Source organism: Arthrobacter sp. TmtSoilC51, assembly GCF_055388015.1.
On record NZ_AP035877.1, the window covers coordinates 3,885,072 to 3,906,127 of the forward strand.

The following is a 21,056-nucleotide window of genomic DNA, read 5'->3' on the forward strand; positions in this document are numbered from 1 at the left end:
AAGGTTGGAAAGGTGAACAAGCGCGGGATTTGTGAGCTGGAGTTTTAGGTGCGCGGCTGGTTTCCCGGGAGGCCCGATGAGTCGCCCGCTCCAGGGCGCATCCCGGCAGGAACGAGGCTTGCGCGCGAGGGCCGGTAAGCCAGGGCCCAGTAGACCAGCAGCGCGATTCCGCAGACTACACCGAGGCTGGAAACCATGAGCTGCCATTGCGTCTGGGGGTCCTTGCCCCACTCGGCCGCCCCCGCCCAGACGGCCAGGTTCTTGGGCGTCATGTAAAAGGCAACGGTGGAGAAGGCCACGATGACCCACCCGGCTGTGCGCATACGCCCGCTGCGGGACGGTACCCGATGCATCGCGAAGGCCATGCTTGGGAGGGCTACTGCTACCCAAACCCAGTGGTGGGACCAGGAGACGGGGCTGACCAGGAGCATCAGGATGGCCGTGGCCGAGACCGCAATGAAGTTCTCGTCGACGTCCACGGCCCACTTAATGACCAACGCCGCAAGGACCGCGAGTCCCAGGGAAAGAACCAGCCACACCAAGCTGGTGAGAGTGGAATCCGGCATGCCGAAGTGCAGGAGCAGCCCCTTGACGGACAGGTTGTCCACGTAGCCCGGACCACCGATGCGGCCGGTGTCGGGGAGGATTTGGGTCCAGAATGCCAGGGACGCCTGCGGCAGGATGGCCCAGGCCACGGCGATGGATCCGAAGAACCCTGTGGCCATCCAAGCGAGTGCCTTGAAGTCGCGGCGGACCAGGAAATACAGGCCGAACGCCAGCGGCGTGAGCTTCACACCGGCAGCCAGGCCGATCAATAGTCCTGCGGGCCACCGGATGAGGCCGGCGCGCGCTTTACCGTAGAGTGCGAAGTCCGCCAGGATCACGCCCATGAGGATGATATTGATCTGGCCGAAAACGAATGTGTCCCGCCACGGACCCAGGAGCAGGATGGCCCCCGTTCCCACTAAAGCCGTGGTCCTGAAGCGATAGTCGGCGAATGCGGAACGCCATGTCTTCAGTCCAAAGTAGTGACGTGCCAACCAGGCAGCCACCACTGCGGCGCCTGCCAAGGCAGCGATGATGAAGACCATGCTGCTGGCGAAGAAACCCATTGCCGCCAGGCCGGCAAAGAGCAACGCCGCGAAGGGCGGGTAAGTAAATGGCAGGCCATCGCGCACTGCATACAGGTCCCCGCCTTGGAGGACCTTGCCGCCGCCGTAGAAATAGACCTCGAAGTCGTTCAGGAACGGCGCGTAGTCCGTATAGAGGAACCAAACGGCGACGGCGAGGGTCAGCGCGCCTGCGACGGTCAGGATCCAGCCGCGCTGGGCAGCCGAAACAACCGTGGGTGAAGAAGAAGCCACAGTGTCAGCCGTTGCTGATCTTGGCGAAGGCCTGCTCAAGGTCCGCAATCAGGTCCTCGGACTCCTCGATGCCGCAGGACAGGCGCAGGAGGTTCACGGGAACGGCCAGCTCTGTCCCCTTGACGGAAGCGTGCGTCATTTCCGAGGGGTAGTTCATGAGGGATTCGATCCCGCCCAGTGATTCCGCCAGCGTGAAAATCGACGTGGACTCGGCAACGGTACGGGCAGCTGCCTCACCGCCCTTGAACAGCACGGAGACCATGCCGCCGAACTTCTTCATCTGCTTCGCAGCGAGTTCGTGGCCGGGGTGATCCGGGAGGCCTGGGTAGAGCACAGCTTCAACTTCGGGGCGCTGCAGCAGCCATTCGGCCACAGCCTGGCCGTTCTCGCTGTGCCGATCCATGCGCACGCCCAGGGTCTTGAGGCCACGCGTGGTGAGGAAAGCATCCATCGGCCCGGAAACGGCACCAACGGCGAACTGGATGAACCCGATCTTCTCGGCGAGCTCGGCGTCGTTGACGACGATCGCTCCGCCCACCACGTCAGAGTGGCCACCGATGTACTTGGTGGTGGAGTGGATCACGACGTCGGCACCCAGGTCCAACGGGGTCTGCAAGTAGGGAGACGCGAAGGTGTTGTCCACCACCAGGAGGGCGCCGGCGTCGTGCGCCACGGCGGCGAGCGCCGCGATGTCGGTGATCTTCATCAGGGGGTTGGATGGCGTTTCCACCCACACGATGCGCGTCTTGTTCGCGGCAACGGCACGTGCCACAGCATCGAGGTCGGACATGTCTACGGGAGTGTTGCCAATGCCCCAGTCACCGAGCACGCGGTCAATGAGGCGGTAAGTGCCACCGTAGGCGTCATTGCCCAGGACGATGTGGTCCCCCGGACGTGCCACAGCGCGGATCAGCGAGTCTTCGGCAGCAAGGCCCGAGCCGAACGAGAACGCGGCCGAACCACCTTCAAGGGCTGCCAACTGCTCCTGCAGGGAGTCACGCGTGGGATTGCCCCCGCGGCCGTATTCGTAGCCGGAACGCAGGCCGCCAATTCCATCCTGGGCGTAGGTTGAGCTGAAATGCAGAGGCGGCACCACAGCGCCTGTCCGGGGTTCGAAGGCCTGGCCCGCGTGGACAGCCCTCGTGTTGAACCCGGCATTGTTGTTGACAGACATGGAAGCTCCTCTTTCAGTGTTCAACGGTTGGATGTGGGCGCCGAGCGCTCAGTTGCTCAGGTAGGCGAGAAGGTCGTGGCGGGTCAGTATGCCCACGGGCGCCCCAACGAACGTCACCATCACAGTATCGACGTCGGACAACAGCTCGCGTGCCGCGGAAATGGTCTCAAGCGATCCGATAACGGGCAGGCGCTCCCCCATGTGTTCGGCGATCTTGTCTGTGAGTTTGGCTTCGCCGCGGAAGAGCTTGGTGGTGAGGCTGCGCTCATCAACTGCGCCGAGGACCTCGCCCATAACCACGGGCGGCTCCTGCGAGAGGACCGGGATGTGGGAGACGCCGAACTCGTTCATGATGTTGATGACGTCACGCACGGTCTCGTTCGGGTGGATGTGGACCAGGTCCGGCATCTCGCCCGTCTTGGACTTCAGCACCTCGCCCACGGACGACTCTTCGCCGCCGGAAAGGAAGCCGTACGAGCGCATCCATTGATCGCTGAAGATCTTGGCAAGATAGCCGCGGCCGGAATCGGGGAGGATCACCACAACCACCGCGGACTCGTCCAGGTCCTTGGCGGCTTGCAGAGCAGCCACCACGGCCATGCCGGAAGAGCCGCCCACCAGGAGGCCCTCTTCGCGTGCCAGCCGGCGGGTCATGGCGAATGAATCGCCATCAGAGACGGCAATGACCTGGTCCGGCACGGTCTTGTCGTAATTGGCGGGCCACATGTCTTCGCCAACGCCCTCCACGAAGTACGGGCGTCCGGTACCGCCTGAGTACACAGAACCTTCGGGGTCCGCGCCGATGACCTTGACCCGGCCGCCGTCGGACTCGGGCCGGTCCGCCGAGACTTCCTTAAGGAAGCGGCCCGTTCCGGTGATGGTGCCGCCCGTACCGGCGCCGATGACGACGTGCGTGACCCTGCCGTCAGTGTCGCGCCAGATCTCCGGGCCTGTGGACTCATAGTGGCTGCCCGGGGCTGCGGGGTTGGAGAACTGGTCCGGCTTGAAAGCCCCCGGGATCTCCTTGACCAAGCGGTCCGAGACGCCATAGTAACTTTGCGGGCTGTCGGGGGCCACGGCTGTGGGCGTCACCACGACTTCGGCGCCATACGCGGCCAAGACCGCCCGTTTGTCTTCGCCCACCTTGTCCGGCACCACGAAGACGCACTTGTAGCCCTTTTGCTGGGCCACGAGCGCCAGTCCCACCCCGGTGTTCCCCGACGTCGGCTCAACAATGGTTCCGCCCGGCTGCAGCCGCCCGTCCTTTTCTGCTTCTTCGATCATCTTCACGGCGATCCGGTCCTTGATGGATCCGCCGGGGTTGACGTATTCAAGCTTGACCAGGACGGTGGCTTTGATCCCGTCCGTTACGTGGTTGAGCTTGATGAGCGGCGTATTGCCGATGAGGTCCAACACGGACTGGGCGTACTTCATAGGTACAAAGTTACCGCCTGCCCGCAGCCCGCCCTGCCTTGCATCACTTGCCGTGCATCACTTCCCTGCGGATGAATCGGTCTGCCAAAGTCCCAGGATGTTGCCTTCGGTGTCTTTGAAGTAGGCGTACCAGCCCATGCCTGGGACGGCGTCCCTGCCCTGCACTATGGAACCGCCGGCGGATTCCACCTGGCCGAGGGCGGCGTCTACATCGTCCACATCGATGGTGAGGATGGGACTTTTCAGGTTGTCTGTCCGGGGGAACAGGGCGCCGTTGATGGCTCCGGGTTCGCTGGGCCTGCCGGTTTCTTCATCGGACGGAGTGGTGATGGCGATCGTGTAGTCCATCCCCTGCATGGGACTAAGGTTCCAGCCGAAAGCACTCTGGTAAAAAGTGTTGGCCCTCCCGTTGTCATCTGTGGGAATCTCGAAATGCACTATTCCGGCCATGGTTGGCGCTCCTGGATTGGGATTCGGGCGCGGCCCACCCGCGCCACATCAGGGAGTCTAGACCCGGAAGGCATTCGCCGTAAGAGGCTTCCGGAGCGGATTGTCGGCCAGGCGTGGGACCATGAAAACATGACCATCGCAGACGCCCCGCCCCTTGTTGCGGCCGCGGCAGACGCTTCCGTGCGATGGCGCCCGGGTGCCTCCTACAGGCTCGACCAAACCATATTTCCCCTCATGCGGGGCAACGCCGATCCCTCGTTCGCGGCCCATGCCAGTGGTTTCTGGTTGGCCTTCACTGGTCCTTCCGGGCCTGTCGCCTTGCGGCTCTCGGCAGGCGGCCTGGGATCTGAATCGTTTGTTGATGCGCAGGCATGGGGGCCCGGCGCGGAGCACGCCATTGCCGGCGTACCCCGGCTGCTCGGCGCGGACGATGATTGGTCCGCTTTTGACGAACCCGGATTCCATGCAACGCTCCCCCGCCTTGTCACTGAAGCACGACGCCGGAACCTGGCTCTGCGGCTCCCCTCCACCGGGCGGGTGGTTGACGCCCTTGTGCCCACCATCCTGGAGCAAAAGGTCACCACCTTGGAGGCCAGGCGTGGCTACCGTTACTTGATGTACCGGTTCGGAACAAAAGCCCCGGGCAGCGTTGCTCCCCCGGGCCTCCTCGTTCCTCCAACGGCGCGGCAGTGGTTGGCCATTCCGTCCTGGGAATGGCACAAGGCGGGAGTCGGGCCACAGCGCTCGGCGACAGTGATGCGGGCGCTGCAATCCGCCGTCGCGCTTGAACGCCTGGCTGGCGTGGACTCAGCGCGGGCCGGAGCCAAACTTCAGACCATTCCCGGCATCGGCGTCTGGACTGCTGCGGAGGTGGTCCAGCGGACCCACGGCTGCCCGGATTCGATTTCCGTGGGCGACTACCATCTTGCGTCGTTCGTGGGCTATGCGTTGACGGGGCGGAAGATTGACGACGCCGGCATGGTGGAGTTGCTGGAACCCTGGCGCGGGCAGAGGCAGCGGCTGGTTCGCATGCTCTACCTCAGCGGCTTCCGCAAACCAACTTTCGGCCCACGCATGACTATCCAGGACCACCGCGGCCACTAAAGGTGCAGGCGGGCCACCGCTTCCTGGCGCATGTCCACCTTCCGGACCTTTCCCGAAACGGTCATGGGGAAGCTCTCGCGGACGTCCACGTACCGGGGAATCTTGTAGTGCGCCAGTTTGCCACGGCAGTACTCGGCAATGTCCTCTTCCGTGAGCGTGGAGACTCCGGGTTTGAGGATGATGCAGGCCATGAGCTCCTCCCCGTACTTTTTGTCGGGAACGCCAATGACCTGCACGTCTTGGATGGAAGGATGCTGGTAGAGGAATTCTTCGATCTCGCGCGGGTAGATATTCTCCCCACCGCGGATCACCATGTCCTTGATCCGGCCTTCGATCACCAGATACCCGTCCTCATCCATGCGGGCGAGATCGCCGGTGTGCATCCAGCCCTCGGCGTCGATGGCCTCGGCTGTCTTGTCCGGCTGGCCCCAGTAGCCCTGCATCACCGCGTAACCACGGGTGCAGAGTTCCCCGATCACACCGCGCTCCACCACTTCGCCGGAACCCGGGTCCACGATCCGGCTCTCCAGGTGCGGCATGGTTCTGCCCACAGTGCTGGTGCGGTGTTCCAAGGTGTCCCCCGCCCGGGTCATGGTGGAAACCGGCGATGTCTCGGTCATGCCGTAGCAAATAGCCACATCAACCATGTGCATCTCGTCGATGACCCTGCGCATGACTTCGATGGGGCATAACGATCCCGCCATGACGCCGGTCCTGAGCGTGGAGAGATCGAAGGTGGCGAAGTCAGGCAGTGCGAGTTCGGCGATGAACATGGTGGGCACACCGTAAAGCGATGTTCCGCCGAAGTCCTGAACCGCTTCCAGCGCGGCCGAGGGATTGAATCCGCGGCTGGGGATGATGGTTGCCGCCCCGAAGCTCAGGGCATTCAGGTTCCCGATCACCATGCCAAAACAGTGGTAGAACGGCACCGGAATCACCACCCGGTCATGTTCGGTGTAGCCCAGGAGGCGGCCGATCGAGTGGCCGTTGTTGAGGATGTTGTGGTGCGTCAAAGTTGCACCCTTCGGGAAGCCCGTAGTGCCCGACGTGTACTGGAGGTTGATGGGCTCGTGCGGATCAAGTTCTGCCATGCGGTCCCGCACCGCAGAAGGCCCGACGCCGTCCGCCCGGGTCAGGAGTTGGGCGTAGGTCAGTTCGTGGCTGGCTTCAGGGACACCCGCTGTGAGCCCGGTGAGAGGGTCGCCCGGGAGGAACACGATCTCCCTGAGCTCGGGGCATGTGCCGGCGGCCTCCCTGGCCATGCCCACGTAATTGCTGTTCTTGTCCGAGGGCGCAGCCACCAGCATCCGCATGCCGTTCTGCTTAACCACGAACTCCAGCTCGTGGCTTCGGTACGCCGGGTTGACGTTGACCAACACAGCGCCGATCTTTGCTGTGGCGTACTGCAGGATGGTCCACTCGGCACAGTTCGGGCTCCAGATGCCGATGCGCTCACCCTTCCCAATGCCCAGGGCGAGGAGAGCGCGGGCGAGGTGATCGACGTCGTCGTTAAGCTTTTCGTAGCTCCAGCGCCGGGCGTCCCCGCCTGGCGTGGCAGCCGCTTCGATCAGGGCGTCCCTGAGCGGGAATTGCGCTGCGATGCGTTCAAAATTGGCACCGATGGTCTCTTCGAGCAGCGGGACGTCAGTGTCTCCGGCAGTGTAGGACAACATGACCGAACGCTACCAAGTCAGTCCGCGCAACAGAACCGTAAAGAGGACAATCCGCTGCGTGTCCTCCCGGTAGGGTTGGATCCATGAGTGCACCCATCGACCTGCAGGCCACGTTCATCCCCAACGAAGGCGAATTCTTCCGCGTGAAGCTCGCCCTGGAAATCGCGATCGACGAGGTCGTGAACGAGCCCGGCTGCATCCGTTATGAACTGACCGAAGCCACCGAGGAGAAGCTGGTGCTCACCGAGCGCTGGGAATCCGAGGAACTCCTTGAGAAGCACTCCAAGGGCATTGCTGTGCAGGACCTGAACGAGTCCCTCAGTGCGCTGCTTGCCGAGCCGGTCCAGCTCGAGCGGCTCTAGGCTCTCCACGTAGCGAAACCGCTGGAACAACGCGGTAACGCCGAAACGCATCGAGGTCGCCGGAATTCTCCGGCGACCTCGATGCTTTTCCGGCGATTTCGCCGGGTGGGTCTAGCTTTCCTGGGCCTCGGCGCGCGCCTTGGCCACGTGTGCGTGGACTTCTTTCATGTCCAGGCCCTTCACAGCCTCGATGACCTGCTCCAGCTGCGGGCCGTTAAGCGCACCAGGCTGGGAGAAGACAAGCACTTTCTCGCGGAAGGCCATGAGTGTTGGGATGGACGTAATCCCGGCTTCGGCGGCGAGCTGCTGCTCGGCCTCCGTGTCCACTTTCGCGAAGAACACATCAGGATGTCTCTCCGAGGCTGCCCCATAGGTGGGCGCAAACTGACGGCACGGGGCGCACCATGCAGCCCAAAAATCCACCAGGACAATGTCATTGCCTTCGATGGTCGAAGCGAACTGTTCTCCAGTGATGTCAACTGTAGCCATGTTTCCACGGTACGCGACCCCGCTCCCCAAGTCCCGCGGGGAGGGGCGATGTTCGCTTCCCGCGTCACCGGGAATAAAACTGCTACTTGCCTAGGACGTACTTGAGCGCGGACGCGTAGAGCGGGGCCACCTTGTTGTGTCCGGTTTGGTTCAGGTGCACACCGTCCAGATAGTCCCAGGTAGCTCCTGCGATGGTTGCGGTGCCGGCCATCGAGATGCGCGGCCATCCACGGACAGCGGCTTCGCGGGTCAAGAGCCCGTCCACCCACCGACGTTGGAAATGGCTGGCATCGTAGCGGGAGAGAACCCCATTGATAAGTATGGTGCTGCGGGGATACTTGCGGCGCAGTTCGTCCCATAGCCGGTTGGCCTGGGACAAGATCGCAGCATCGGTGGCAAGAATCCGGGCGTCGTTTCCGCCAAGCGTCACCACCACCAGTCCGGGGTTCCCTTGGGGCAAGAGGATCCGGTCCAGGAGCACGGCATCGGTCGCTGAGTTGCCGCCGACCGCGGGGCTCCCCGAAACATATCCGATGCCACCGATGCTTCGGACCACCTGTCGGGTGTAGCCATCGGCACGGGCGCCCTGTTCGCCCCACGAATCAAGGTCGAGCTGCGAGTCTCCAAGGAAGACCACCGTGGAGGCGTCAACCGCTTCGGCTGAATACAGCTCCTCCGTGGAGTCGTTCCAGATTGTCTCCAACTTTTGGAAGGCGACGTGCGAGCCCCTTGCATCCGTCCAGGTGTCACGCAGCGGCCAACCGAACTCGCCCGGATTGATGGACCACACTTTGTATGTGGAGTGCCCCACAATCCGCGCTCCAGTGGCAGGACCCCAGACGAGCCAGCCGTTGACGAACTGTTGCACCAGGCCCCCCGCCCGCGGAAGTTTGTCCGTAAGTGGAAGGCCCAATTGACCGGCAGCTCCACCCAGGGCCACATAGCGGTTGTGGACATCGCCGTGGGTGGTGGAATGCGCACCCGTTGCCGCCGACCAGTAGACCGTGCCGCCCTGGAAGAGTTGGTAGACGAAGTTGTTCTGCCGGTACTCCTCGCTGACCGGATACCCCAGGGCACCGTTCTGGCCCCCAGTCGCGGACCAGTAGCTCCGGATGGCTCCCGTCAGCGCCCTCGCACCGGTGGCAGGCGACCAGATGATGGTTCCGTGCTGGTACTGCTGTGAAGAGCCACCATTGCGCAGTCCCGTCGCTTCATCCGTGGTGGGATAGCCAAACTCACCGCTTTCCAGCCCGGATTGGCGCCAGCGTTCACGGATGGCACCCATGGAGGGATGTGCGCCGGTCGCCGGCGACCACACAACAAAGCCGCGCTCAAAGACCTGGTAGGCACCGCCGTCGGGCAGTTCTGTGCGTTCACTGCCTGCCGGGTAGCCAAGGAAACCCCCCTCAAAACCCGTCCGCCCCCATGCCAAGTGGATGGATCCCGTTGTGCGCTGGGCGCCAGTTGCCGGCGAGAAGCTAATCGCCCCACGTTCGAAGATTTGCTTGGAACCTCCATTGCGCAGGCCGCTGGCGGTATCCGTCGTGGGATATCCGTGATAGCCCGCGGGCCCATTTGCTTCCCACCACGCTGTGCGCACAGGTCCATTGACCACCACGCGCGCTCCCGTGCGGGGCGACCAAGCGATATCGCCGCCGACGAACGGTTGTACACAGCCCGTGCTGGAGCATTCCTCAGTAGCCGTTGGCCGGATCAGTACACTTCGGGCCCAGGCGCTCGTGGTGTAAAGCTGCCCGATGGCGCCGGTGACTGGAGGTGTTGCGGCCTCAATCCGGACGCTGCCCGATGTTGCGGCTTGCGCCGATGCCGCGGTTGCGAGCAGGCCGGGGGTCAACAGCAGCGCCGCCAAAGACCTGGCAATTTTGCTTTTCCTCGACGATGAAGCCGACCTTGAACAACCCACTTCTCTACCCCTGCATCTTCGGGTCCCAGCCCCTGTCACTGCTCCCCCATGAAGACAGTGAAGCCAGTATGTTCGACGGCGGCAGTTGAGGCAGCGACGACGCAGCGTTTGGTGTCACATCGTTATGTTCCGAGCCGGCAGGCCCCTTTTCGCCAAGTCAGCGCGACGTCTGTCATGAGTGGATAGTTCGTCCTAGACTGGCCTCCCCATAGAGACTTGGGGACCGGTTGCGTTGCCTGCCAAGAGCATTCCGGTCCGGGGAGCAGTTCCGGTCCCGGCGGCCACGCATTCAATGAAGGGATGAACGTGGAGCCTGAGGAGAACAAAGCGCTGGTTAGGCGCTTCTACGCAGCGATCGATGCCGGCGACATCGAAGCGATGGACGATCTGGTGGCTGAAGACTACCTGGACCATCACCCTCCATTCCCCGGGCTCTCGGCTGGGCGGGACGGCCTAAAGGAGGCCTTCCGCATTTTCCTGCACGCTACGCCGGGACATCACGTTATTGAGGACCAGATCTGCGAAGGCGACAAGGTAGTTACAAGATTGACCGCCCATGGTCGACACGAAGGCGACCTGCCCGGGCCACTGCCCGCTACGGGTGCTCAACTGGACGAAACCGCCGTGGCAATCCACAGAATTCAGGACGGAAGGATTGCCGAGCATTGGTCCGACCGCGACGACCTTGGACTAATGCAACAACTCGGCATCATCCAGATGCCGGGAGCCTGAACCTAAACAAGCCTGGAACGCTACCTCGCTGACTTCAGCCGGCTGTTCACCCCGTGCAAGCAAGTGGGCTTGCTGATGGACTATTGATTGCGATTGAACAAGTGTTTAGTCTATGAAACATGCGTTTAAGCGCAGATGATTTGACCACACGGGCACGCATTCGGGACGCCGCCATCGGACTGTTCGGCCGCGCTGGTTTCGCCCCTGCCACTGTCCGGGCGGTGGCCTCCGCGGCTGGGGTCAGCCCTGGTCTGGTGATCCACCATTTCGGCAGCAAGGCAGGTTTGCGCGAAGCTTGCGACCAGCATGTGCTCGCGCAAACAGCCAGCCAGGGCAGGGAGAAAACCAACCCCGCTTCCGTACGTCAATTGATCCAGGACTACCTCAACCGCCCGGACCAGTATGCCGATGAGATCGCCTACATTCGCCGCTCGCTGGGCGACGAGTCGGAGGCAGGCGATGCGTTCTTCGACGCGGTAGTGGGCCAGACCCAGGACATCATCGAGGCCGGAATCGCAGCCGGCACCATCCGGGATTTCGAGGACGTCCGGGCCACCGCCGTCGTCATTGCATCCAACAGCCTCTCCATGCTCATGCTGGGCAGGCACCTCTCACGGGCGCTCGGTGCCGAGGTACCCGAACCCCACGGCATCGGGCCCGAACTGTTGCGGCAGCTGACACTGCCTGCACTGGACATTTACACCAACGGCTTCTATGCAGATTCGCGGTTCCTCGACTCGGCCCGCGAAGCCCTGCAGCAGGAGGCCACCAACCAAAGAAGGGAGCATGCCCCGTGACCCAGGCAATCGTCGTCGAAGGGTTGCGCAAAAAGTTCGGCCAGCGCGAGGTCCTCCACGGACTCGATTTCGCCGTTGAACCGGGAACGGTCTTCGGCGTCATTGGACCGAACGGAGCGGGCAAGACAACCACCATGCGCTGCCTGCTGGACATCATCCGGCCAAGTGCGGGAACCATTTCCGTGCTGGGCCAGGACCCACGGCGCGCCGGAACCGCCCTCCGCCGCAGGATTGGCTACCTGCCCGGTGAACTCCACTTGGAGAACCGGACCACGGGCCGCCGGATGCTTGAACACTTCGCGGCCATCAGCGGCCCAGTAGAGCCAAAGTATGTCAGCGAGTTGGCAGAGCGGTTGGACCTGGATCTGGACCGGCAGACCCGCAAGCTCTCCAAAGGCAACAAGCAGAAGCTCGGACTCCTGCAGGCGTTCATGCACCGCCCCGAACTCCTGGTGCTCGATGAACCGACCAGCGGCCTGGATCCCCTGGTCCAGCAGGAATTCCATGCCATGGTGCGGGAAGTGGTGGAGGACGGCGCTACGGTCTTCCTCAGCTCCCACGTGCTGAGCGAGGTCCAGCAGGCCGCCGACGCCGTTGCCATCCTCCGCGACGGTGGAATCGTGACGATCTCGACTGTTGAGGCCCTCCGGAACGCGGCTGTACGCCAGTTGCGGTTCAACGCGGCCGGGGCAGCAGCGCACGACGTCGGCGCGCTGCTGGCCCGGGTGCCCGGCGTCGGCAATGTTGTACTGCGGGAGCTTCCTGGTGACGGCACAGCGGATGCCGCCGTCGAGGCAACGGCTACGCTTTCGGGTCAGGTCCAGGCGCTGGTGCAGGAACTGGCGCACCTGAACCTCACAGACCTCGTCCTGGAAGAGCCGGACCTGGAGGAAGCCGTGCTGACTCTCTACACGGGGCATTACGTCGGCAACGGAAACGATCCCCGAAGAAATGGGAACGATGCGGTGAAACCCGCGGAAGGAGCGCGTCATGCCTAGGTTCCTCCCCCTCTTCACCAAGGCCCTCACTGACTCGTGGCGGTCCACGCTCGCATGGGCCCTGGGACTATCGGCTGCAATCATGCTGTACCTGCCGCTTTATCCATCCATCGGGGGCAGCGCACAAATGCAGCAAATGATCGACGCCCTGCCACAGGAAATGACCAAGGCCTTGAACTACGATCAAATCGCGACCGGCCCGGGTTACACACAGGCCACCTTGTTTGGGCTGATCGGCTTCCTGCTGATGTCCATGGCGTCCGTGGGGTGGGGCGCGGCGGCGGTCGGCGGGGACGAGGAGTCGGGGCTGCTTGAGCTGACCTTGGCGCACAGCGTGACCCGCATCCAGGTGGTCCTTGAGCGCGCCCTGGCACTGGTGGTGCGCGTCGCGATCCTCTCCGCTTTGGTATTCCTGCTGGTGTTGGTGCTTAACGGGCCCTCGAAACTGGATATCGACGTCGGGCATCTCATCGGGGCGGTGGTGCTGTTCGCCGCCTTGGCATTGCTCAGCGGAACGGCCGCGCTGTGCGCCGGTGCGCTGACCGGACGGAAGGTTTACGCGATTGCGGCAGGTGCCGCCGTCGCCGTCCTCGGCTATGTCTTCAACGCTGTTGGCAGGCAAAGTCCCGACGTCGACTGGCTCCTTAACCTCTCGCCATACCACTGGGCGCATGGCAACTCACCGGTAACGAACGGCGCCGATTGGGGAGCCGCTGCAGGCTTGCTCGGTATCTCCGCTGCGCTTATCGCGCTGGGCGCCGTTGCACTCCAGAGACGGGACGTAGGGGTTTGACTTCCCCTAAGCCCACACGTGCGGAGCTGGCCGGCGGGCTCCTGGCAGCGCATTGTTTTCGCGCCACTCGTGAATCCACTCCGGCAGTTGCAGATCAGCCGGCGGCGCACCGAACTCAGCAATGATCTCTTCCTGCGTCACCGGCTTCCCCTTATTTACCAGGCGGGTTGCGATGTGGGCGCGAGCGTAGATCTCGCCGTCCACCACCATTCGCTGCTCGAAGTAGATGGCTTTGCTGTCCAGGCCAATGATGCGCGTCTCGATGGTGTAGCGCTGCCAAAGCTGCAACGACCTGCGGAAAGCGATGGTCTCTCCGGCGGCCACGGGACTCCAGCCACGTCGGCGCATCTTTCTCCAGATACCGCTTCGGACCATGAGATCGAAACGGCCGAGGTCCATCAAGGAGAAATACATGCCGTTGTTGACGTGCATGGCGATGTCAATGTCCGTGGGCAGAACCCGCATGGGCAGCGAGGACGTTTCCCAGGCACCCAAGTGAGAACGCTTGGATGAGGTGAACAGCAACATGAGGGTGCGGAGAAGCAAATGCATGCGGGCTATGTTACCCGCGAGTAACTTCAGCGGGAATAGGCAGACCGAATAGTGGACTCAGCGTTAGTACATTCAGGGCTTTATGTCCAACGATTGCATAAACGTTTACCGCCAGTTCATCCATCCCGTGCACAATATCTGAAACCCGGAAACACCGACTCACACCCAGGGAGATCCCTTTGAGCACTCTGCAAAGCACCAAGCCGCACGCCGACGTCTGGCCCGACCTCGCCCGGCACCAGGACGTTGTGCTCCGGGACGCCCGCGGCAACTGCATCGAAGGAACCATCGATGGCATGACCGAAGACCACAGCACACTGTGGGTACAACTCAAAGGCGGTTTGGGCCGGCAGCTCGTGCACCACTTGGACGGCTACTGGCTGGAGACTCCCGCGGCCTGATCCGATCTTCCGCGGCCGGGGTTGCAGCCGTGGCTAGTATTCCCGTATGACTCAAGCGCGATACCGGGACCTCGTCGAATGGCCCCTCATGGCGACTGCACTGATATTCCTCACTGCATATGCCTGGCAGGTTATCGGACGCGTGGACGGCGCCGCTGCCCTCCCTTTCGAAATAATCCTCTGGATTACCTGGGGGATCTTCGCTGTGGACTACGTCGCCAACCTGTGGCTGGCCGAGGATCGGCGGCGCTGGTTTATCTGGAATCTCCACGAACTCCTCATCGTGGTGCTCCCCTTCTTCCGGCCACTCCGGCTCCTTCGGCTCGTCACGCTCCTGTCCGTACTACAACGCACCGTGGGAGAGACCCTTCGCGGACGCGTTGCCACCTACGTGGCCGGCTCAGCCGCCATGCTTGTGCTCATCGGCGCCCTGGCAGTCCTTGACGTGGAGCAGAATGCGCCGGATGCGAAGATCCTGACGTTTGGAGACGCCGCTTGGTGGGCCATCACCACGATCACCACCGTTGGCTATGGCGACCTCTACCCCGTTACCCCCATCGGCAGGATCGTGGCGGCGGCACTCATGATGAGCGGGATTGCGGTCCTGGGTATTGTGACGGCTTCTATTGCCTCGTGGCTGGTGCAACGAATCGAGGAAAACGCGGAGGAAGTTGCTGCGGCGGTGGAAGACAAAGCAGCAGCCGCCGAAGAACCGGTCCGTGCTGAGCTGGCTGACCTGGTCGCTGAAATTGCAGCCCTGCGGCTCGAGGTTGCGGAACTGCGGAAGAGCGCGGACCTCCGCATGAACACAGAGCCAGAGCGCGAAAAATCCCCGGAACCTGATGGTTCCGGGGATTTCCCATTGGGTGGCAGATGAGGGATTCGAACCCCCGTAGGCGTTGCCAGCTGATTTACAGTCAGCCCCCTTTGGCCGCTCGGGTAATCTGCCGAACTTCAAAAGAAGATCACTTCCGGAGACCGTTTCTTTCGATCCGGTAACCGAAGGCAGAGACAACCTTACAGAACTTCTCGCCAAGAATCTAATCGAGGGCGGACGCGCCGGAATGGCCCGCATTTCAGGCCTCGCCGAGGATCCGACCGGCCAGTTTCGCCTCGAACTTCTCGGCCTGCTCAGCCGTGATTTGGTTGAGCTCCACCGCGCGCTGCAAATCCGCGTGCACACCGTCCATGCGCGAGGCCGCATCCGGCACCGGGCTCAGGACGATCGACGCAGCCACGGTCACCGCAGCCACGGCACTTGCCGCGGCGGCCGCTGCCGTACCGATTGACCCAGCTGCCGCGGATGCGGATTTGGTGACGTACTGGACGGCCTTGTGGCTCATGCTTACCTCCGGGGTGTGCTCTTCCAACTGGTACAACTCTTAAACATCCACCTCGGTTCCAACCAAGCATGTGCTGTGAGCGAACTGTGAAACGCATCCACGGCCCCATCACGGCCCTTCCGTACTAGGCTGGATGGCAGACAAACCGCCCTTACCGGGCCCCCAACCTAAGGAGAGTCATGGCAGGCGAATCAACATTCGACGTCGTCAGCAAGGTAGACAAGCAAGAGGTCGCCAATGCGCTCAACCAGTCGCAGAAGGAAATCGCACAGCGGTACGACTTCAAGGGCGTCGGCGCAGAGATCGACTTCAGCGGCGAAAAGATCCTCATGAAGGCCAACTCGGAGGATCGCGTCCTCGCCGTCCTGGACGTCTTCCAGTCCAAGCTCATCAAGCGGGGCATCTCATTGAAGTCCCTGGACCAGGGCGAGCCCTACCCCTCCGGCAAGGAATTCCGGCTGGAGTGCAGCATCAAGGAGGGCATCGCGCAGGACATCGCCAAGAAGATCAACAAGATCATCCGCGACGAAGCACCCAAGTCCGTCAAGTCCCAGATCCAGGGCGACGAACTCCGCGTCACGTCCAAGTCCCGTGACGACCTGCAGGAAACCATGAACATCCTCAAGAAGTTCGAAGAGGCAGACCTGCAGTTCGTGAACTTCCGCAGTTAGGCTGCCTTGGCTGCAATGCCAGCGTCATGAAAGCCGGGGTGCGGCGCCTGCCAAAGGCGCGGCACCCCGGCTTTTTACTGCCCTCACTACATCGAGTGTCGTAATGGGCTCGCCTATTAGGGCACAAACTTTTTGCGTAATCGTCCAGTGGCAGTATTCTTCTTCCTTAGGCAAGCCTAAGTATGGCTCCCCTGAGTGAAAGAAACCCACATGACCGCCAACTTCCTGATCGGCCTTCGCGAAGGCCTTGAGGCATCGCTCGTCGTGGTCCTCCTGATGGCCTACCTCATCAAGACCGGCAGGAAGTCCCTGCTCCCCCGGCTCTGGGCCGGCGTCGGGCTGGCCATTGCCATCTCCCTCGCCTTCGGTGCCCTGCTTACGTTCGGGCCACGAGGCCTCACCTTCGAGGCCCAGGAAGCGATCGGCGGAGGGCTGTCCATTGTTGCCGTGGGCCTCGTGACCTGGATGGTCTTCTGGATGGCGCGCACTGCACGCAACCTCGGAAGCGACCTCAGGTCCCACGTGGACAAAGCAGCCGACGGCGCCGCCTGGGGCCTTGCGCTGGTTGCAGCACTGGCCGTGGGCCGCGAAGGACTGGAGACCGCACTCTTCATCTGGGCGGCAGCCCAAGCCACCGGAGAAACCACGTTCCCCCTTCTTGGTGCCCTGCTCGGCCTCCTGACGGCTGCCGGGCTTGGATACCTGCTGCACCGCGGCGTCCTCAAAGTGAACCTGGGGCGATTCTTCACCTGGACGGGCGTAGGGCTCATCATCATCGCCGCCGGCGTCCTGGCCTATGGCATCCACGATCTCCAGGAGGCCGGCATCATGCCCGGCCTGCATAGCTTGGCCTTCGACGTCTCAGCCGCCGTCCCGCCGTCGTCCTGGTACGGGACCTTGCTGAAGGGCACGCTGAACTTCTCCCCGGCCACCACTTGGCTGGAAGCAGCAGCCTGGCTGCTGTATGTCATTCCGGTCCTGTTCCTGTACATCCGGGCCAACCGTTCCAATCCTCCGGCGGCAAAAGCGAAGACTTCAGTCCCGAACCCGGCAGTCGCCGTTCAACCGTAAGAACCCGTTCAACCGTAAGAACCCGTTCAACCGTAAGAACCTGCGGCCTCAAACACGCCGCCCCAACTCGCGCGCAGCCCTCGCACAACGCGCCTTCCCCCAACGCAAAGGACCCCCATGCCTGGCAAGTTCCTGTCCAACCCCACGTCCCCCAAGCTCCGCAGGACCCTCGCCGTCATCGGTGCGGCCGCAGCGGTCCCCATGGTTCTGGTGGGCTGCACCGACAATACGAAAACCACCGTTGCAACAGATGGGCCCATCCAGGTCAGCAGCACGGCCAACGAATGCAAGGTCTCCACAAGCACTGTGCCCAGCGGCAACCTGACGTTTGCCGTGAAGAACGACGGTACTGAGGTCACCGAGTTCTACCTGCTGGCCGAGGACGGTTTGCGGATCATCGGTGAAGTGGAGAATATCGGACCCGGAATTACCCGGAACCTGGTGGTCACAGCTCCTGCCGGCAAGTACAACACCGCTTGCAAGCCGGGCATGCAGGGCGATGGCATCCGGGCCTCATTTGAGGTCACTGAATCCGGAAACAAGCCAAGCGCAGACGCTGACTTCCAAAAGCTCCTTGCGACGGGCTCCCAGCAATACTCCGCGTACGTCAAGGACCAAACGGAGCAACTCGTCACGGGCACCAAGGCCTTTGCAGACGCCTTCGCAGCCGGCGACGCCGCCAAGGCACGCGAACTGTATGCCGCAACCCGAATGCACTGGGAACGGATCGAGCCCGTAGCCGAGTCGTTTGGCGATCTCGATCCCAAGCTGGACGCACGCGAGGCCGATCTCGAGCCAGGCCAGGAATGGACTGGCTGGCACCGCGCAGAGAAGGACTTGTTCCCGCCTGCGGACTACACGGCCATGACCGCAGCCGAACGTGGCGCGCTTTCCACTCAGCTGGTTGCAGACACCGCGGACCTCGCAACGCGTACCCGCACGGTGGAATTGACTGCGGACAAGCTGGGCAACGGTGCCAAGGAACTCCTCGACGAGGTTGCTACCGGCAAGGTGACGGGTGAGGAAGAGATCTGGTCCCACACCGACCTCTGGGATTTCCAGGCCAACGTGGATGGCGCCCGCATCGCCTTCGAGAGCTTGAAGCCGGCGTTGGAGCAAAAGGACGCCGAGCTCGCCAAGTCCTTGGACGCGAAGTTCGCAGCCCTCCAGGCCGAGCTCAAGAAGCACGCCAAGGGCGATGGCTTCTCCTACTACAACGAGCTGAGCCAGGATCAGATCCAGCAACTCGCCGCGCTGGTCGATTCCTTGGGCGAACCACTGTCCAAGCTCACCTCGGCCGTCGTGCTGTGAGCGGCTGCCCCTACGGGCACACCGGCGAAGCCCCCGAAGCTCCAGCTGCCGGACAGCCAGTGAATGTGAACGATGCCGCCCGCCCAGGCGAGGCGACCGGCGTCGTACGTTCCACGGCGACGCCCGACGGCGGCCCGGCAACTGCCGCTGATACCTCCCGGCTGTCCCGCCGGGGTCTTCTTTCCCTTGCCGGAGTGGGCGGCGCCGGCGCAGTCGCCGGCCTCGCCGCAGGTTTCCTGGGCCATGACCTGGTAACGGCTGGCGCTGCAGCGGCTGCGGAATCCGACGCGGGGGGTGCTGTTGTTCCCTTTTTCGGCGAGCACCAGGCCGGCATCACCACCCCGGCCCAGGACCGCCTTCACATGGCTGCCTTCGATGTCACCACGGAGGACCGGAAAGAGCTGATCAAGCTCCTGAAGGACTGGACTGCTGCGGCTGAGGCCATGACGGCGGGCCGCACGACGGGGGCGACTGGCGCCGTCGACGGTCCCTACGATGCCCCGCCGGAAGACACCGGTGAGGCGCTGGACCTGGCCGCCGCACAGTTGACGTTGACCTTCGGTTTCGGCGCAGGGCTGTTTGAGAAGAATGGCAAGGTGCGCTTTGGTTTGGAAGGTCGCAGGCCCGAAGCCTTGATCGACCTCCCGCATTTCCCGGGCGATGACCTTCAACCTGGCCGCACCGGAGGCGACATCGTGGTCCAGGCATGCGCCGACGACCCCCAAGTGGCCGTACACGCCATCCGTAACCTTGCGCGTATCGGATTCGGAAAGGTGCGGGTTCGCTGGTCCCAATTGGGCTTTGGCCGCACGTCCTCCACTTCCCGTGCACAGGTGACGCCCCGCAACCTCTTTGGCTTCAAGGACGGCACCAACAACCTCAAGGTTGAGGACAGGGCACTCCTCGACGAGCATGTCTGGGTAGGTTCCGGAGGTTCATCAAATGAGCAGTGGATGAGCGGCGGCAGTTATCTTGTGGCGCGCAGGATCCAGATGCACATCGAGATCTGGGACCGGACGTCCCTGCGCGAGCAGGAAGGCCTGATCGGCCGAACGAAGGGCGTGGGAGCTCCGTTGTCCGGTGGCGAAGAATTCACGGCGCCCGATTTCAAGCTCGCGGGTCGCAACGGTGATCCACTCATTCCCTTGGACTCGCACGTCCGGCTGACCCATCCCGACCAGAATGGGGGTGTCCGGATGCTTCGCCGCGGCTACAACTTCACGGACGGCTCAGACGGACTCGGGCATCTGGACGCGGGGCTGTTCTTCATCGCTTTCGTCAAGGATCCGCGGACCCATTACGTTCCCATGCAGATGGCGCTGGCCAAGGGCGATACGTTGTCCGTGGAATACCTCAAACACACAGGTTCGGGACTGTTTGCCGTGCCTCCGGGCGTCCAGCAGGGTGGCTTTATTGGCGAGGGATTGTTCGCTTAGGCTGATTCCCTATTGCGCTGATTCCTTGTTGCGTCGGAAACCCGCTATTCCGTTGTTGGCCAACCACGGAATAGCGGGTTCACGACGTTTTTGGGAATTAGGAAAGCGGGCGGCCAGCCATCCGCTCAAGCCTGGTGATCCGTTCCTTCATGGGCGGGTGGGTAGAGAACAGGCGCCGCATCCCGCCACCGCGGAACGGATTCGCGATCATGAGGTGAGAGGTATTCACCAACCTTTGATCCTGTGGAAGAGGAAGCTGGGATACACCCGACTCGATCTTGCGCAGAGCTGAAGCGAGCGCCAACGGATCGCCGGTCAGCTCCGCGCCGTCCTCATCGGCGTCGTACTCACGGGTGCGGGAGATCGCCATCTGGATCAGCGAGGCCGCGAACGGTGCCAGCAATGCCATGGCGATCATTGCGATCGGGTTGGCGTTGCGCCGGTCCCCGCCGCCGAAGAACAACAGCATCTGCCCCACGGACGTGATCACGCCGGCAACGGCGGCCGCCACGGACGATGTCAGGATGTCACGGTTGTACACGTGCATGAGCTCATGGCCCAGGACACCCCGCAGTTCGCGGGCATCAAGGACGTGCAGGATTCCCTCCGTACAGCAGACCGCGGCGTTCTTGGGACTGCGGCCTGTAGCGAAAGCGTTGGGCGTCATGGTGGGCGAGAGGTAGATCCGCGGCATGGGCTTGTTGGCGCGAACGGAAAGCTCCCGGACAATCTGGTACAACTGCGGGGCCTGCGCTTCGGTGACCGGATATGCGGCCATGGAGCGGATGGCGATCTTGTCGCTGTTCCAGTATCCGTAGGCGGTGGTGGCTACCCCGATCAGGGCAAAGATCCAGATGGGCGTGTTGCTCCGCGTTCCGGCCCCGATAATGGCGCCCAAACCCAACAGCACCGCCCACAGCACACCGAAGAGTGCCGCGGTCTTGAGTCCATTGTTGTGTTTGTGCACGGTTGTTCTT

22 protein-coding genes and 1 tRNA gene are annotated in these 21,056 nt (G+C 62.8%); 12 read left to right on the forward strand and 11 right to left on the reverse strand.

Translation table 11 applies throughout. The features are described 5' to 3' along the window. Positions 1–44: 44 nt before the first annotated feature. Genes ACZ5G6_RS17775 through ACZ5G6_RS17790 form a run of 4 tightly spaced genes read right to left on the reverse strand, consistent with a single transcriptional unit; the run spans position 45 to position 4,422 of the window. On the reverse strand, positions 45–1,364 hold the full coding sequence (locus ACZ5G6_RS17775) for a glycosyltransferase 87 family protein (protein ID WP_498686936.1): 1,320 nt from the start codon (positions 1,362–1,364) through the stop codon (positions 45–47). Between the two features lie 4 nt (positions 1,365–1,368). Then, complete coding sequence (locus ACZ5G6_RS17780; RefSeq protein ID WP_498686938.1) at positions 1,369–2,538, reverse strand: cystathionine gamma-synthase; 1,170 nt, start codon at positions 2,536–2,538, stop codon at positions 1,369–1,371. Between the two features lie 48 nt (positions 2,539–2,586). Continuing rightward, positions 2,587–3,972: a cystathionine beta-synthase gene (locus ACZ5G6_RS17785; protein WP_498686940.1), complete on the reverse strand. Its 1,386-nt coding sequence runs from the start codon at positions 3,970–3,972 to the stop codon at positions 2,587–2,589. Positions 3,973–4,029: 57 nt separating this feature from the next. Then, on the reverse strand, positions 4,030–4,422 hold the full coding sequence (locus ACZ5G6_RS17790) for a VOC family protein (protein WP_498686942.1): 393 nt from the start codon (positions 4,420–4,422) through the stop codon (positions 4,030–4,032). 129 nt (positions 4,423–4,551) lie between these two features. Between ACZ5G6_RS17790 and ACZ5G6_RS17795 the strand changes: the two genes are divergently transcribed. Beyond that, a complete protein-coding gene (locus ACZ5G6_RS17795; protein WP_498686945.1) occupies positions 4,552–5,526 on the forward strand; it encodes a DNA-3-methyladenine glycosylase family protein in 975 nt (324 codons plus the stop codon). Here the strand turns inward: ACZ5G6_RS17795 and ACZ5G6_RS17800 are convergent. Further along, a complete protein-coding gene (locus ACZ5G6_RS17800) occupies positions 5,523–7,199 on the reverse strand; it encodes an AMP-binding protein (RefSeq protein ID WP_498686947.1) in 1,677 nt (558 codons plus the stop codon). The genes ACZ5G6_RS17795 and ACZ5G6_RS17800 overlap by 4 nt on opposite strands. A gap of 83 nt (positions 7,200–7,282) precedes the next feature. On the opposite strand from ACZ5G6_RS17800, the gene ACZ5G6_RS17805 reads away from it, so the two are divergent. Next, entirely contained in the window at positions 7,283–7,561 is a 279-nt protein-coding gene (locus tag ACZ5G6_RS17805; protein ID WP_223934120.1) for a putative quinol monooxygenase, read from the forward strand. A 111-nt stretch (positions 7,562–7,672) separates the two neighbouring features. Here the strand turns inward: ACZ5G6_RS17805 and ACZ5G6_RS17810 are convergent, their stop codons facing one another. Together ACZ5G6_RS17810 and ACZ5G6_RS17815 are read right to left on the reverse strand one after the other, a co-directional pair. Next, entirely contained in the window at positions 7,673–8,050 is a 378-nt protein-coding gene (locus tag ACZ5G6_RS17810; RefSeq protein WP_223934122.1) for a thioredoxin family protein, read from the reverse strand. Positions 8,051–8,132: 82 nt separating this feature from the next. After that, entirely contained in the window at positions 8,133–9,905 is a 1,773-nt protein-coding gene (locus ACZ5G6_RS17815; RefSeq protein WP_498686952.1) for an SGNH/GDSL hydrolase family protein, read from the reverse strand. A gap of 375 nt (positions 9,906–10,280) precedes the next feature. Here ACZ5G6_RS17815 and ACZ5G6_RS17820 point away from each other — a divergent pair, with 375 nt between their 5' ends. From ACZ5G6_RS17820 to ACZ5G6_RS17835, 4 genes are all read left to right on the forward strand, one after another. Continuing rightward, on the forward strand, positions 10,281–10,706 hold the full coding sequence (locus tag ACZ5G6_RS17820; RefSeq protein WP_498686954.1) for an ester cyclase: 426 nt from the start codon (positions 10,281–10,283) through the stop codon (positions 10,704–10,706). Between the two features lie 119 nt (positions 10,707–10,825). Then, positions 10,826–11,503 carry a TetR/AcrR family transcriptional regulator gene (locus tag ACZ5G6_RS17825; RefSeq protein ID WP_498686956.1) on the forward strand — a complete coding sequence of 226 codons (678 nt, stop codon included), beginning with the start codon at positions 10,826–10,828 and terminating at the stop codon, positions 11,501–11,503. After that, complete coding sequence (locus tag ACZ5G6_RS17830) at positions 11,500–12,501, forward strand: ABC transporter ATP-binding protein (RefSeq protein ID WP_498686958.1); 1,002 nt, start codon at positions 11,500–11,502, stop codon at positions 12,499–12,501. Before ACZ5G6_RS17825 ends, ACZ5G6_RS17830 begins: the two co-directional genes overlap by 4 nt. Beyond that, entirely contained in the window at positions 12,494–13,294 is an 801-nt protein-coding gene (locus ACZ5G6_RS17835; RefSeq protein ID WP_498686960.1) for an ABC transporter permease subunit, read from the forward strand. The genes ACZ5G6_RS17830 and ACZ5G6_RS17835 overlap by 8 nt, the downstream gene beginning before the upstream one ends. A gap of 6 nt (positions 13,295–13,300) precedes the next feature. On the opposite strand, the gene ACZ5G6_RS17840 is transcribed toward ACZ5G6_RS17835, so the two are convergent. Continuing rightward, positions 13,301–13,846 (reverse strand): acyl-CoA thioesterase, encoded by a 546-nt coding sequence (locus tag ACZ5G6_RS17840; RefSeq protein ID WP_498686962.1) that lies wholly within the window; start codon positions 13,844–13,846, stop codon positions 13,301–13,303. Between the two features lie 179 nt (positions 13,847–14,025). Here ACZ5G6_RS17840 and ACZ5G6_RS17845 point away from each other — a divergent pair, with 179 nt between their 5' ends. Together ACZ5G6_RS17845 and ACZ5G6_RS17850 are read left to right on the forward strand one after the other, a co-directional pair. Next, entirely contained in the window at positions 14,026–14,247 is a 222-nt protein-coding gene (locus ACZ5G6_RS17845; protein ID WP_223934137.1) for a hypothetical protein, read from the forward strand. A gap of 46 nt (positions 14,248–14,293) precedes the next feature. Then, the gene (locus ACZ5G6_RS17850; RefSeq protein WP_498686966.1) at positions 14,294–15,124 is read left to right on the forward strand and encodes a potassium channel family protein; all 831 of its coding nucleotides are present in this window, start codon (positions 14,294–14,296) and stop codon (positions 15,122–15,124) included. On the opposite strand, the gene ACZ5G6_RS17855 is transcribed toward ACZ5G6_RS17850, so the two are convergent. Both ACZ5G6_RS17855 and ACZ5G6_RS17860 read right to left on the reverse strand, forming a co-directional pair. Beyond that, positions 15,115–15,196: transfer RNA gene (locus ACZ5G6_RS17855), tRNA-Tyr, on the reverse strand. The genes ACZ5G6_RS17850 and ACZ5G6_RS17855 overlap by 10 nt on opposite strands. Positions 15,197–15,323: 127 nt before the next feature. Continuing rightward, entirely contained in the window at positions 15,324–15,590 is a 267-nt protein-coding gene (locus tag ACZ5G6_RS17860) for a hypothetical protein (protein ID WP_223934141.1), read from the reverse strand. 179 nt (positions 15,591–15,769) lie between these two features. Between ACZ5G6_RS17860 and ACZ5G6_RS17865 the strand changes: the two genes are divergently transcribed. From ACZ5G6_RS17865 to efeB, 4 genes are all read left to right on the forward strand, one after another. After that, positions 15,770–16,261 (forward strand): YajQ family cyclic di-GMP-binding protein, encoded by a 492-nt coding sequence (locus tag ACZ5G6_RS17865; RefSeq protein ID WP_133202449.1) that lies wholly within the window; start codon positions 15,770–15,772, stop codon positions 16,259–16,261. 210 nt (positions 16,262–16,471) lie between these two features. Then, positions 16,472–17,332 (forward strand): iron uptake transporter permease EfeU, encoded by an 861-nt coding sequence (gene efeU, locus ACZ5G6_RS17870; RefSeq protein WP_498686968.1) that lies wholly within the window; start codon positions 16,472–16,474, stop codon positions 17,330–17,332. A 117-nt stretch (positions 17,333–17,449) separates the two neighbouring features. Continuing rightward, positions 17,450–18,643: an iron uptake system protein EfeO gene (efeO, locus tag ACZ5G6_RS17875; RefSeq protein WP_498686971.1), complete on the forward strand. Its 1,194-nt coding sequence runs from the start codon at positions 17,450–17,452 to the stop codon at positions 18,641–18,643. Further along, positions 18,640–20,079 carry an iron uptake transporter deferrochelatase/peroxidase subunit gene (gene efeB / locus ACZ5G6_RS17880; RefSeq protein WP_498686973.1) on the forward strand — a complete coding sequence of 480 codons (1,440 nt, stop codon included), beginning with the start codon at positions 18,640–18,642 and terminating at the stop codon, positions 20,077–20,079. The genes efeO and efeB overlap by 4 nt, the downstream gene beginning before the upstream one ends. Positions 20,080–20,176: 97 nt before the next feature. Here efeB and htpX read toward each other — a convergent pair whose 3' ends face one another. Continuing rightward, on the reverse strand, positions 20,177–21,046 hold the full coding sequence (gene htpX, locus ACZ5G6_RS17885; protein WP_223934147.1) for a zinc metalloprotease HtpX: 870 nt from the start codon (positions 21,044–21,046) through the stop codon (positions 20,177–20,179). Between the last annotated feature and the right edge of the window lie 10 nt (positions 21,047–21,056).

Coding starts and splice junctions, on each gene's coding strand:
- ACZ5G6_RS17780 (WP_498686938.1), bottom strand. CDS start 2,538: ATGTCTGTCAACAACAATGCCGGGTTCAACACGAGGGCTGTCCACGCG.
- ACZ5G6_RS17785 (WP_498686940.1), bottom strand. CDS start 3,972: ATGAAGTACGCCCAGTCCGTGTTGGACCTCATCGGCAATACGCCGCTC.
- ACZ5G6_RS17790 (WP_498686942.1), bottom strand. CDS start 4,422: ATGGCCGGAATAGTGCATTTCGAGATTCCCACAGATGACAACGGGAGG.
- ACZ5G6_RS17795 (WP_498686945.1), top strand. CDS start 4,552: ATGACCATCGCAGACGCCCCGCCCCTTGTTGCGGCCGCGGCAGACGCT.
- ACZ5G6_RS17800 (WP_498686947.1), bottom strand. CDS start 7,199: ATGTTGTCCTACACTGCCGGAGACACTGACGTCCCGCTGCTCGAAGAG.
- ACZ5G6_RS17805 (WP_223934120.1), top strand. CDS start 7,283: ATGAGTGCACCCATCGACCTGCAGGCCACGTTCATCCCCAACGAAGGC.
- ACZ5G6_RS17810 (WP_223934122.1), bottom strand. CDS start 8,050: ATGGCTACAGTTGACATCACTGGAGAACAGTTCGCTTCGACCATCGAA.
- ACZ5G6_RS17825 (WP_498686956.1), top strand. CDS start 10,826: ATGCGTTTAAGCGCAGATGATTTGACCACACGGGCACGCATTCGGGAC.
- ACZ5G6_RS17835 (WP_498686960.1), top strand. CDS start 12,494: ATGCCTAGGTTCCTCCCCCTCTTCACCAAGGCCCTCACTGACTCGTGG.
- ACZ5G6_RS17840 (WP_498686962.1), bottom strand. CDS start 13,846: ATGCATTTGCTTCTCCGCACCCTCATGTTGCTGTTCACCTCATCCAAG.
- ACZ5G6_RS17850 (WP_498686966.1), top strand. CDS start 14,294: ATGACTCAAGCGCGATACCGGGACCTCGTCGAATGGCCCCTCATGGCG.
- ACZ5G6_RS17860 (WP_223934141.1), bottom strand. CDS start 15,590: ATGAGCCACAAGGCCGTCCAGTACGTCACCAAATCCGCATCCGCGGCA.
- ACZ5G6_RS17865 (WP_133202449.1), top strand. CDS start 15,770: ATGGCAGGCGAATCAACATTCGACGTCGTCAGCAAGGTAGACAAGCAA.
- efeU (WP_498686968.1), top strand. CDS start 16,472: ATGACCGCCAACTTCCTGATCGGCCTTCGCGAAGGCCTTGAGGCATCG.
- efeO (WP_498686971.1), top strand. CDS start 17,450: ATGCCTGGCAAGTTCCTGTCCAACCCCACGTCCCCCAAGCTCCGCAGG.